Raw genomic sequence first — 12,134 nt, 5'->3', positions numbered from 1 at the left:
GGGCAGCACCGGAATTATCCGCTTCGGTTGACAAGAAAGTCCACTTCCCGCAACCTTTCCCAAGGGTGATGGGGGACGATCGGCGTGCTTAAAGGCGCAATTACAGTTTCATCTTGTAGTGCAGCGATCGTCGCGAGCTTGTTTTTCACACACGCGACTTTTCTTGCCGTAGTCACCGGCCTTGTATCCGGCCTCATGGCATCTGTGATCTTCTTGCTTTTGCTCAATGACTTGCAGCCCAAACTGAGGATTTCACACGTAATAGTACGCGGTAAGGATCGCAGGGGCGGAAACCGGATTTTTGTGAAAGTCATCAATCAGACCCGCGCAGATATCCTTCAACCTAGAGCAACGCTTCACGCCATCACAATCGCTGAACTTGGCGAGCGATACATCGCTGAAAATATCCCCCTGGCCGCAGAAAGCCCGATGATCATTGAACGCGTGAATCACAAAAGACCTGGCGAAAATCCCAATGTCTATGTGTTCAGCGCAAAAATTGGAAAAGAAGAGGAAGAAAAGATCTCTCGGAATACGTCGATCCGGTTCCGCATAATATCTGAACACCCAGTCTCAGGCGTGAAGAAAATCTTTGAACGGATATATTCTTTGGATGCAGGGTGTTTGCTGGAAGGCCGATTCCGATCAGGCGCCCATTTCGGCGTTGACCTCTATTCGGCTGACTCTGCTCGGAATGATGCCAGCATCGAACCCGACCTCCAAAAGGCCTAGTTCAGGAAAATTCTTCCGCCCGTATCGGCCCTAGAGCTTTCCTTTGGCCTGCCTGCAGACTCCCGGACTTATCCTTTCACAAGCCAGGCTTTTTCAACAAGGCGGGTCACGTCGCCCATGATTTCCGTGATGCGGAAGTCCTTGGGCGTGTAAACGCCGGCCACGCCCATCTGGCGCAGCGCCCGGCCATCCTCAGGCGGGATGATGCCGCCGACGACCACGGGAACATTGTCGAGGCCCAGCTTGCGCAGCTCGGCAACAGTCTCGCGCACGAGATCGAGATGGCTGCCCGAAAGGATGGAAAGGCCCACCACATGCGCGTTCGCCGCTTTTGCCTGCGCAGCGATTTCGGCGGGCGTGAAGCGGATGCCTTCATAGATCACATCCATGCCGACTTCCCGGCCACGCGCGGCAATCTGTTCGGCGCCGTTGGAGTGGCCATCCAGGCCGGGCTTGCCCAGCACATAAGTCAGTGTGCGGCCCAGCGCCTGCGAAACGCGGGCAACTTCTGCCTTTACCTTCTCAACGTCTTCCTCGCCGCTGCTGGAGACGACCAGCGCCACCCCGGTCGGCGCGCGGAATTCGCCAAATACGTCGCGCAGCACCGTGCCCCACTCCCCCGTCGTCACGCCGGCTTTCGCGCAGGCGATGGAGGGCTCCATGATGTTGCGGTTCTCGGCGGCCGCGGCGCGCAAGTCCTGCAGCGTTTGCTGCGCGGCCGCTTCATCGCGCGCCGCGCGCCAGGCTTTAAGGTCGCGCACCTGCATGGCTTCTTCTGCCGGGTCGACCGTCTGGATCGCGCCGTCGCCCGCGCCTAGCGGGCTTTCTTCGGTCTCGGTGAAGCGGTTGACGCCCACCACAGTCAGCGCGCCCGATTCAATCGCACGGATACGCTCGATATGCGCGCCAACAAGACTTTCCTTCATGAAGGGAATGGCTTCCTTCGCCCCGCCCATCCGGTCGATCTCGGCGAGCGTTGCGCGGGCCTTCTCTTTCAACTCGTCCGTCTTCGAACCGATCACATGGCTGCCATCGAAGATGTCTTCAAACTCCAGAAGGTCGGTCTCATAGGCGAGGATCTGCTGCAGGCGGAGAGACCATTGCTGGTCCCAGGGGCGCGGCAGGCCCATCGCCTCGTTCCAGGCCGGCAGTTGCAGCGCGCGGCACCGGGCGCGCTTGGAAAGCGTCACCGCCATCGCTTCCATCAGGATGCGATAGACATTGTTCTCCGGCTGCGGCTCGGTCAGGCCAAGGGAGTTCACCTGCACGCCATAGCGGAACAGCAGCGCCTTGGGGTCGGTCACGCCATAGCGCTCCCGGCCGATCTCTTCCCACAGGTCCACGAATGCGCGCATCTTGCAAAGTTCCGTTACGAAACGAACCCCTGCATTCACGAAGAAGGATATACGCCCGAAGACTGTCTCAAAGTCTGATTCTGGAACTTGCCCGCCCGCTTTCACCGTATCGAGCACGGCAATTGCCGTCGCCAGCGCATAGGCCAGCTCCTGTTCCGGCGTCGCGCCCGCTTCCTGCAGGTGATAGGAGCAGACATTCATTGGATTCCATTTTGGAACTTCCTTATAGCACCAGCTGACCATATCGCCGATCAGGCGCAGGGAAGGTTCCGGCGGGAACACATAAGTGCCGCGCGAGAGATATTCTTTCACGATGTCGTTCTGCGTCGTGCCGCGCAGTTTCTTCCGGCTGTCGCCGCGCTCGTCGGCCAGGGCGACATACAGCGCCAGCAACCAGGCGGCCGGCGCGTTGATCGTCATCGAGGTGTTCATCTGCTCGAGCGGCAGCTCGGCAAACAGCTCGCGCATATCGCCCAGATGCTTCACCGGCACGCCCACCTTGCCGACTTCGCCGCGGCTGAGGATATGGTCGGCATCATACGCCGTCTGGGTTGGCAGGTCGAACGCGATGGAGAGGCCTGTCTGTCCCTTCGACAGGTTCAACCGGTAGAGTTCATTGGATTTTTTGGCAGTCGAATGCCCCGCATAGGTGCGGAAAATCCACGGTTCATCGGCCTTGTGCTGGTATGTTCCGGCGGCTTTTGTCATTTTCTTCTGCCTCCCCAATGTTGCGGCGCAGCATTACCCAGCCCCGCTTGGCTGACAAGCGGCGCCTCTGCCGCACTTGCAGCCCGGCCTGATCGCCGCCACTTCTCCTGCACCAGATGACAGGAGCCCGCCAGAGCCCGTGCCACACCCTCAAACGTCTCTCGTGACCGCCTTATGGCTGCGTCTGGCCTCTCTATTGGCGTTTCCCTTCGGCGCGGCCCTGATGGCCATCTACCAGCGCAGCCCGCTTGCGCTCGCGCTGCTGACCGCCGCCATGCTCGCGGTCAGCCTCTACGAACGCCGCCGCCTCGCCAGCGCCACCGGCACGCAGAGCCTGATTGATGGCGCCTCGCTGCTCACCGGCTTTGCCTTCCGCCTCGGCCTGCTGATCGCGATCTTCGTGCTCACCGTCGGCGTTCTTGCCCTCTTCCGGGACACCTCGCTCGCTCGGGAACTCGCCGGAACAGACTTCATCCTGATCGCCCTGCCGGTCGGCATCGCGCTTGCCGCCAACGAGATCAGCGCCCGCATCGCCCGGCGCGAATTCTCCGCCGCGCAGACCGAAATTTCCGCCGCCTTCGCCCGCCAGCCTGAGCCCGGCGCAACCGACGCCGGCGGCGAGATCATCGAGGGCGAAATCATTGACGCGGATGAGCCTCCGCAAAGGTAGCAAACGCCCTCTGGAGCGCGCGCCAGAAACCCGCTACGCCTTCAGCCTGCCCTTCGCTCAGGCTACCCCCATGACAGAGACCATCGGCCTCCTCGCCGCCCTGCTGACGACGCTCTCCTTCGTGCCGCAAGCGGTCCACATATTCCGCACCGGCCAGACCGAGGGCATCTCCCTCGTCATGTATTCGATGTTCACCCTCGGCGTTGCCATCTGGCTGGCCTATGGCCTGCTCATCGGCTCCCTGCCGGTGATCCTCTCGAACATCGTCACGCTAGCCCTCTCGCTCGTCATCGTGACGCTCAAGGCGCGGGCCGTGTTTCAGTCCCGGTCGAAGACGAACGCCGCCGCCGAGGCGACATCTGCGCCCATCGCCTCATAGTAAAGCCGCTGCACGCGCCGCGTGACCGGTCCTGGCCGGCCATCACCCACGGGCTTGCCCTCCAGCGTCACCACCGGCGCCACCATCGCGCCCGCCGAGCTCGTGAAAATCTCTGCTGCCGCCATCGCCTCTTCCGGCGTGAAGGCGCGCTCAGTCACGGTAAATCCGCCCGCCGCCTGCAGCGCCATGACGCCCGCGCGTGTGATCCCCGGCAGGATCGCCGGCGAAAGCTGCCGCGTGATGATCTCGCCGCCCTGCGTCACGATCCAGGCATTGGCGGAGGCCGCTTCGGTGACGAACCCGTCCTCCACCATGAAGGCGGTCTCCGCCCCCTTCTCCTTTGCCGCCCGGTAGGCCAGCGCCTGGGAAAGCAGCTGCGTCGTCTTCATGTCCCGCCGCTTCCAGCGGCTGTCATCGAGGAACACCGCGCCGATCCCGTCGCGCGCCGCTGCCCCGATCAGCGCCTTGGTATCGGCATAGGCAAACACGGTCGGCGTGAATGTCTCCGGCCCGGCAAAGTCGCGCGCGTCATAGGCCCCGCCTGTCACCTGCAGATAAACCAGCCCCTCGACCAGCGCGTTGCGCGCGATCAGGTCGCTGTGCAGCGTCGCCCAACCGCCTGTGTCATGCGGATTTGGAATGCCGATCCCGGCCAGCGTCCGCTCCAGCCGCGCAATATGCCCGTCGAGGTCCACAAATTTCCCGCCATACACCGCCGTCACCTCATAAGCGGCGTGGGCAAACAGGAACCCCCGGTCCAGCGGCGAAACATGAGCGTCAGACAGGGGCAACAGCGCGCCATTCAGGTGAACGAGCGGACAAAGGGACATTGCAGGAAAGCCTCAGGCAAGGGAAACATCGATTGTGCAGCGCAACATAGTCCTTGCGAAGCGACACAACACTTGCCAGTGTGCCCGCGCCGGAGGGGGCTGTGAAGACGCCACAAGAGCGCGCCCACCCCTGGCACAAGACGGAGGAAGGTCCATGACCACAGAGACGGCCGGACGGGTTCAGAAAGACATCTACGAGGTGGGCGAGATCCCGCCGGAGTTTCACGTTCCCAAGTTGATGCACGCCTGGGCGATCCGGCGCGATCGCCATGGCCGCCCGAACACGGCGATGCAGGTCGAACAGGTGCCGGTGCCGGAAATCGATTCCGACGAAGTGCTGGTCCTCGTGATGGCGGCCGGCGTGAACTATAATGGCATCTGGGCTGCGCTCGGCGAGCCGATCTCTCCCTTCGACGTTCACAAACAACCTTTCCATGTCGCCGGGTCCGACGCCGCCGGTATCGTCTGGGCCGTGGGCAAACGCGTCACCCGCGTGAAGCCCGGCGATGAAGTCGTCATCCACTGTAATCAGGATGATGGCGATGATGAGGAGTGCAATGGCGGCGACCCGATGTTCTCGCCCAGCCAGCGCATCTGGGGCTATGAAACGCCGGACGGCGCCTTTGCCCAGTTCTGCCGCGTGCAGGCCCGCCAGTGCATGCCGCGCCCCAAACACCTCACCTGGGAAGAAAGCGCCTGCTACACGCTGACGCTCGCCACCGCTTACCGGATGCTGTTCGGCCACCGCCCGCATATCCTGAAACCGGCAGACAATGTGCTCGTCTGGGGCGCGTCCGGCGGTCTCGGCTCCTTCGCTGTGCAGCTTTGCGCCATTGCGGGGGCGAACGCCATCGGCATCGTTTCGTCCGAGGACAAACGGGATTATGTGCTCAGCCTGGGCGCCAAGGGCGTCATCAACCGGAACGACTTCAATTGCTGGGGCCAGCTGCCGAAGGTCAACGGGCCGGAGTTCAACGATTACATGAAGGAATGCCGAAAGTTCGGCAAAGCCATCTGGGACATCACCGGCAAGAAGGATGTCGATATCGTCTTCGAACATCCCGGCGAAGCCACCTTCCCGGTCTCGGTGTTCGTGGTGAAGCGCGGCGGCATGGTCGTCATCTGCGCGGGCACGTCGGGCTTCAACCTGACAATGGACGCCCGCTTCCTCTGGATGCGGCAGAAGCGCGTGCAGGGCAGCCACTTTGCAAACCTCAAGCAGGCCGCCGAAGCCAACCAACTCGTCATCAATCGGCGCATTGACCCCGGCATGTCGGAAGTGTTTCCGTGGGCGGATATTCCGCTTGCCCATGAGAAGATGCTCGACAACAAGCACCTCCCCGGCAATATGGCCGTTCTGGTCACCGCGCCCAAGCCGGGCCTGCGCACGGTGGAAGATGTGCTTGCGATCAACGGGCAGGGCTGATGACAGCCCTTTCCCGGCCGTTTGCCGAAGGCTTTGCGCGTGACTGGCTCGCCGCCTGGAACGACCGCGATATAGAGCGCATCCTCGCCCACTATAGCGAGGACATCATCTTCCATTCGCCCCGCATCGCAAAGGTGCTGGGCAATGAAGCCGCCAGCGTGTTCGGCAAGCAGGCGCTGCGCGACTACTGGACAAAAGCGCTGGGCGCCGCGCCCCAGCTCTTCTTCGAATTGGATGAAGTGCTGATCGGCTCTGATGCGCTGACCATTCTTTACACAAACCACCGTGACGAGCTGGTGGCAGAAACCTTCGTCTTCGGCCCCGAAGGCAAGGTCGTCCGCTCCATCGCGGTTTACCGCTGAGGTTAAGCTGGCGCCTGCCCGGCGTCAGCGCCGCACGGCCAGCTCCACGCGCCGGTTGCGTGCGCGCCCCTCTTCGGTCTCATTGCTCGCCGCTGGCCGCCCCTCCCCCGCGCCCGAGGCGCCGAGGCGGCTGGCCTCGATGCCCTGATCCACCAGCCAGCCAACAACGGCCTGCGCGCGGCGCTCGGAAAGCGTCTGGTTCGCGCTATCGGACCCGACACTATCCGTATGCCCGGTAATCCGCACGGCCAGCCCCTCGCGGGCGTTCAGCGCGTCCAGAACTGCGTTCAGCGTTTCCTCCGATTCCAGGCGCAGCGTCGCTTCATTGGTGTCGAACAGGATGCCGTAAAGGTCGATCCGTCCCGCCTCCTCCAGCGTCTGCCCGATCGCTTCGGCCTGCTCATCGCGCGGCTCCAGCTGAAGGTCGACAATCTCGGTCTCGCCCGCGATCAGGTCGCGGCTGTCGGAGGCAGGTTTGTAATCTGCCTGGCTTGCCGTGATCACCGCCAGCCCCGCTGGCACGTCCTCCAGCCGGTAAGCGCCGTCCGCGCCTGTCACATCTTCCACAACGCCCGCCGCGCTGACCAGAATGCCTTTCAGCGGCTTGCCTCCGGCCTTGCTGGTCACGGTCCCCTCGATCAGGCCCGCTTGCGTCACCCCGGCGGGATTGACGAGCAGTCTTACAAAATCGATGGCAAACCCGTCTCCGGCATCCGTATAAGGATCATCAATCAGGATCTCCACCTCGCCCCCAGCCAGCAGGTGCAGATGCTCGGGCAGGATCTCGAATGTCACCAGCTTGCCGATTGGCCCCTTCTGGCGAAGCGTGTTCAGCACCTCCGCCATGTAGGGAATTTCCTCGCCATTGATCCAGACGCCATAGCGATTGCCAAAGCTCGGGGCCTGGAAATCATCAACGAATATCTGCAGGCGCGCCTGGCGAAAGTTGATGCCCTTGGGGTCATAGGTCAGCGTGATTGGCTTCACGGCATTGGAGGGGTGGCGCGTGCGCTCGGTGTAGCCGTCAGTCTTGTCGCCCCGTTCCCGCTCATACCCGCTGATCACCATGATCCGGTCCGTCCCCTGCGGATCGCCGGAATCCGGGCGGAAGGGAAATGTGTGCGGCGGGGTGGAGGTGCCGGAGAAGGGATCAAAATCCGCCGGCCATCCGAAACCCAGATTGTCCACGTCTCCCGTCCGCGCGATCAGGGCGGCCTCGCCGCCGCGCGCTTCATAGCGGGGCAGTTTCCAGTCTTCGGGCTGGCGCGCTTCCCAGCCCGCCTTGGCATCTGCTGCGCTCCGGGCCGCTTCGGCAGCGGCGCCCAACCGGTCTTCAATCGCGGCGCGCTTGCCCGATCCCTTGGCGCCATAAAGCACGTCATTGGCCGCCTGCAGCCTCGCGGCCTGCTCATCGGTCAGCGCCATGCCGGGCCTGCCAAACTCGGCAATCACCATCAGCGCCTCATTGGCGCTCATGGCGCCCGCCGTCGGCGCCTGCCCAGCATCACTGCGGCGCGCCCCTTCAAGCTCCTCACCCGCCTGCGCGCTCGCCAATCCGCCGCCCTCTGATGAATTTTCTACGGGCTCAGCCGCTTCCGATTGCGCTGCGCCAGCCTCAGGCGCCGCCCCCTGCTCCGCGCTGCAGGCAACCAGCATGACCGCCAGCATCGCGCTGGCCATCGTCCGTTTCAGCATGGCAATCCCCTTCTGTCAGGCCGAACCGGACTTTTATCTCACAAAGAGGAGGCCGCCGCAAAAGAAGAGGCGATAGCGCTGATGCTCACCAGTTCTGAAATATGAACAGCACACGGATGCACCGGGATCACGAGCGCCCGCTCCAAACAAAAAAACTCCAACGGCGTTGGAGTTTTCTTGGAGTTTTCGGGCCGCTCGTTGGAGTGCCGTTGGAGTTTTTCGGGCACTTATCCACGGGATAAGCGTGCGCCTTATCCCTCGAAAGGATCGCGCATCAGGATCACGTCTTCCCGCTCCGGAGAGGTAGAGACGAGCGCGCAGGGCTTGCCCACCAGCTCTTCCAGGCGGCGCACATAAACCACCGCTTCAGCCGGCAGGTCGGCCCAGCTGCGGGCGCCGCGGGTCGAACCGCTCCAGCCTTTCAGCGTTTCATAGACGGGCTCCACAGCGGCCTGATCCGTCAGGCCAGCGGGGAAATAGTCAATCGTCTTGCCGTTCAGCTTGTAAGCCACGCAAACCTTGATTTCTTCAAATCCATCAAGGACATCCAGCTTCGTCAGGGCCAGGCCATTGACGCCCGAAGTGGCGCACGCCTGGCGCACCATCACCGAGTCAAACCAGCCGCAACGGCGCGCCCGGCCCGTATTGGTGCCAAACTCATGGCCCACAGTGCCAAGGCGCTTGCCGATCTCATTGTCCTGCTCAGTCGGGAAAGGTCCGGCGCCCACGCGCGTCGTATAGGCCTTCGCAAGGCCGAGAACATAGGACACCGCGCCGGGCCCGACGCCCGAACCTGCCGAGGCATTGCCCGCCACCACGTTGGAAGAGGTCACAAACGGGTAGGTGCCGTGGTCCACATCGAGCATCACGCCTTGGGCGCCCTCGAACAGGATGCGGCTACCCCGGCGAACCTTCTCGTCCAGCAGCTTCCACACAGGCTGGGCATAGGCCAGCACCTGCGGGGCGATCTCCAGAAGCGCAGCTTTAAGTGCAGCGCCATCAGGCTCAGGCAGGTCGAGACCCGCACGCAGCGGGCGGTGATGGGCCAAGAGGCGCTCGATCTTCATGTCCAGCGCGGCTGGGTCTGCCAGGTCGGCCACGCGGATCGCCCGGCGCCCCACGCGGTCCTCATAGGCCGGGCCAATGCCTCGCTTGGTGGTGCCAATCTGGGCCGCGCCCAGGGCCCCTTCCCGCGCCGCATCGATGTCCTTGTGCCAGGGCAGGATCAGCGAAGCATTGTCGGCCAGCACGAGGCTGTCCGGTGAAACTTCAATGCCTTGCGCGCGGATGCCGTCGATTTCCGTCAGCATGTGCCAGGGATCGACCACGACGCCATTGCCGATAACCGAGAGCTTACCGCCACGCACCAGCCCGGACGGCAGCAGCGCCAGCTTGAAGGTCTTCCCGTCGATGACCAGCGTGTGACCGGCATTGTGCCCGCCCTGGAAGCGCACCACCACATCGGCCCGGCTCGACAGCCAGTCGACGATCTTGCCCTTGCCTTCGTCGCCCCACTGAGCCCCGACGACCACTACACCTGCCATGAACCTGCTCCGTTGTTCAGCCGCGGCGACATGGGCCGCATTCGGCAGGCAATTGCAAGGGGCCTTTTGCCACCCCTCGCCGCAGGCCTATTCGCCAAATGCGTAGCGCACGCGCACGCCAATATTATCAAGGCCCTGGTTGCGGCCGCTGCCGAGAATCTGGCCATGGCTCAGATGCTCATACATCAGCTGGACACCCCAGGGGCCTGCGAAATCCTTGTTGAGGGACAGGCTCGTGCGGAAAAGATCGCGCGAGCCGAAGAAGACGGTGTGTTCCGAGATCGGGTCGTTGCGCGGATCACCCTGCGGATAGGGAAAAGTCAGCTCGCCGTCATGGATCACATAGCCAACCCCCGGCTCCAGCCCCCAGCCTTCGGCAAACACCCAGTTCCACTGCAGGCCGGCGCCGCCAAAGCTCGTATCCCCAGCCGTATTCACGCTGCCCATCAGATAAGGGCGCGGGCTCCAGATCACATCCAGGAAGTCAGGCGACTTGAAGACGATTTCGCCGTTGATATTCGGGCCGTCTTCCTTGTTGGCGTTGTCGCAATTGGCGATGCACACATTGTGCACCACAACGCCGAGGCGAACTTCGTCAACAATCTGCGCGGAAGCCGCAGCCGAAATGGCTGCAAGTGCCGTGGTCAGCAGGGCGATGCGTTGCATGGGGTGCCTTTCATGACATTTCGTTCACAGGCATCCGCTGCAGCGTGGCTGGCGTCAAGGGTGGCCGGACGGTTACGCCCGGCCTTCCTCAAGCCTCAGAACGACAACACCTTGGCGTACCGCACCTGCGGAAGCGCATTCAGCGCTTCCATCATGGCGGCAGGCGGCGTGGAATCGATGCCGATGAGGGCAATCGCCTCCCCGCCCGCTTCCTGGCGGCCGAGGTGGAAGGTCGCGATGTTCACCTTTGCTTCGCCCAGCATCTGTCCGAGCGCACCGATGAAACCCGGCTTGTCGAGGTTGTTCACATAGAGCGTCACCGGCGAGAAATCGCCTTCCAGACCCATGCCCTTGACCTCGACAATCCGCGGCTTGCCAGCGATCAGCGCGCCGGCCAGCGTCCGCCAGCCGCCTTCGGGCGCGTTCTTCGTCTTCTTGGTTTTCACCTTGATACGGATCAGGCTGTCATAGACAGGGCTGCTCTCGGTCTTGGTCTCGGTCAGCTTGACGCCGCTTTCGGCAAGGATAGCCGGCGCAGACACCATGTTCACATCGCCGCGCGAAGCGCGCAGCAGCCCGGCCAGCAGCGCCGCCGTCACCGGCTTGCGGTTCAGGTCAGCGACTTCGCCTTCATATTCGATGACCACTTCTTCATAGCCATAATCGGAAATCTGGCCGGCAAAGCTGCCGAGCTTTTCGGCCAGAGCCGCGAATGGCTTGAGACGCGGCGCCTCTTCGGCGGTCACCGAAGGCATGTTGAGCGCGTTGGTAACGGCGCCCGTCAGGATATAGTCCGCCATCTGTTCAGCGACCTGAAGGGCAACATTTTCCTGCGCTTCATTGGTCGAGGCGCCAAGGTGAGGCGTTGCAACAAAGTTTTTCTTGCCGAAGAGAACATTCTCTTTTGCTGGCTCCACGGCGAACACGTCGAACGCTGCGCCCGCAAGATGACCGGACTCCAGAAGATCAGCCACGGCGGCTTCATCAACAAGTCCACCGCGGGCACAGTTGACGAGGATCAGGCCTTTCTTGGTCTTCTCAAGGTTCTCACGCGACAGGATGTTGCGGGTCTGGTCCGTAAGCGGAACGTGCAGCGTGATCACGTCTGCGCGCTTCAGCAGCTCTTCCAGCTCCACCTTCTCAACGCCCAGCTCGATGGCGCGCTCTTCGGTCAGGAAGGGATCGTAAGCGACCACGCGCATCTTCAGGCCGATGGCGCGTTCCGCCACGCGGCTGCCGATATTGCCGGCCCCGATGAGGCCGAGCGTCTTGAACGACACTTCAACGCCCATATAGCCCGACTTCGGCCATTTGCCGGCTTGCGTGTCGGCGTTCGCTGCCGGGATCTGGCGGGCCGCAGCAAACATCATGGCGATGGCGTGTTCAGCCGTCGTGATGGCATTTCCGAACGGCGTGTTCATAACCACGACGCCCTTGGCGGTCGCGGCCTTGATGTCGATGTTGTCGACACCGATGCCGGCGCGGCCGATGACTTTGAGGTTCGTCGCAGCCGCGATCACATCCGCATCCGGCTTGCAGGCCGAGCGGACAGCGAGGCCATCATATTCCGGGATGATCTTGATCAGGTCATCCTTGGAGAGGCCGACCTTGATGTCGGTCTCGATGCCGCGCGACTTGAAAATGTCGACGGCGGCGGGGCTGAGGCTGTCAGCAATAAGGACTTTAGGCATTTTGGATTTTCCTTTTATCGCGGCCGCCTGCGTCTGCGCCGGCGCCGCAAGCGCCTTTGCCACCAGACAAAGGCGC

At 62.6% G+C, this 12,134-nt stretch carries 11 protein-coding genes; 5 read left to right on the top strand and 6 right to left on the bottom strand.

The genetic code is table 11. The annotated features are described in order from the left end of the window. Positions 1-84 precede the first annotated feature (84 nt). Positions 85-732, top strand: coding sequence for a hypothetical protein (locus K1X12_RS06015; RefSeq protein ID WP_220986715.1), 648 nt, complete (start codon positions 85-87; stop codon positions 730-732). Between the two features lie 68 nt (positions 733-800). On the opposite strand, the gene K1X12_RS06010 is transcribed toward K1X12_RS06015, so the two are convergent. Beyond that, positions 801-2,795, bottom strand: a complete 1,995-nt coding sequence (locus K1X12_RS06010; protein ID WP_220986714.1) for a methylmalonyl-CoA mutase family protein — start codon at positions 2,793-2,795, stop codon at positions 801-803. A gap of 163 nt (positions 2,796-2,958) precedes the next feature. Here K1X12_RS06010 and K1X12_RS06005 point away from each other — a divergent pair, with 163 nt between their 5' ends. Further along, the gene (locus tag K1X12_RS06005) at positions 2,959-3,465 is read left to right on the top strand and encodes a hypothetical protein (protein WP_220986713.1); all 507 of its coding nucleotides are present in this window, start codon (positions 2,959-2,961) and stop codon (positions 3,463-3,465) included. Beyond that, entirely contained in the window at positions 3,446-3,844 is a 399-nt protein-coding gene (locus tag K1X12_RS06000) for a SemiSWEET transporter (protein WP_225907889.1), read from the top strand. The genes K1X12_RS06005 and K1X12_RS06000 overlap by 20 nt, the downstream gene beginning before the upstream one ends. Here the strand turns inward: K1X12_RS06000 and K1X12_RS05995 are convergent. Then, a complete protein-coding gene (locus K1X12_RS05995) occupies positions 3,784-4,674 on the bottom strand; it encodes an aminotransferase class IV (RefSeq protein WP_220986712.1) in 891 nt (296 codons plus the stop codon). The genes K1X12_RS06000 and K1X12_RS05995 overlap by 61 nt on opposite strands. A 154-nt stretch (positions 4,675-4,828) precedes the next feature. Between K1X12_RS05995 and ccrA the strand changes: the two genes are divergently transcribed. Together ccrA and K1X12_RS05985 are read left to right on the top strand one after the other, a co-directional pair. Continuing rightward, the gene (ccrA, locus tag K1X12_RS05990; protein ID WP_220986711.1) at positions 4,829-6,100 is read left to right on the top strand and encodes a crotonyl-CoA carboxylase/reductase; all 1,272 of its coding nucleotides are present in this window, start codon (positions 4,829-4,831) and stop codon (positions 6,098-6,100) included. Continuing rightward, entirely contained in the window at positions 6,100-6,462 is a 363-nt protein-coding gene (locus K1X12_RS05985) for a nuclear transport factor 2 family protein (RefSeq protein WP_225907888.1), read from the top strand. Before ccrA ends, K1X12_RS05985 begins: the two co-directional genes overlap by 1 nt. Positions 6,463-6,486: 24 nt before the next feature. Here K1X12_RS05985 and K1X12_RS17115 read toward each other — a convergent pair whose 3' ends face one another. The 4 genes from K1X12_RS17115 to serA all read right to left on the bottom strand — a co-directional run bounded on the left by K1X12_RS17115 (position 6,487) and on the right by serA (position 12,058). Continuing rightward, positions 6,487-8,157 (bottom strand): OmpA family protein, encoded by a 1,671-nt coding sequence (locus K1X12_RS17115; RefSeq protein WP_304608253.1) that lies wholly within the window; start codon positions 8,155-8,157, stop codon positions 6,487-6,489. 251 nt (positions 8,158-8,408) lie between these two features. Next, a complete protein-coding gene (locus K1X12_RS05975; RefSeq protein WP_220986710.1) occupies positions 8,409-9,701 on the bottom strand; it encodes an adenylosuccinate synthase in 1,293 nt (430 codons plus the stop codon). An 87-nt stretch (positions 9,702-9,788) separates the two neighbouring features. After that, positions 9,789-10,367 carry an acyloxyacyl hydrolase gene (locus K1X12_RS05970; RefSeq protein ID WP_220986709.1) on the bottom strand — a complete coding sequence of 193 codons (579 nt, stop codon included), beginning with the start codon at positions 10,365-10,367 and terminating at the stop codon, positions 9,789-9,791. 95 nt (positions 10,368-10,462) lie between these two features. Continuing rightward, on the bottom strand, positions 10,463-12,058 hold the full coding sequence (serA, locus tag K1X12_RS05965) for a phosphoglycerate dehydrogenase (protein ID WP_220986708.1): 1,596 nt from the start codon (positions 12,056-12,058) through the stop codon (positions 10,463-10,465). Positions 12,059-12,134 lie beyond the last annotated feature (76 nt).

The organism is Hyphomonas sediminis (assembly GCF_019679475.1).
In the GTDB taxonomy this organism is placed as follows: domain Bacteria; phylum Pseudomonadota; class Alphaproteobacteria; order Caulobacterales; family Hyphomonadaceae; genus Hyphomonas; species Hyphomonas sediminis.
This window is presented reverse-complemented; position numbering and strand designations above follow the sequence as displayed.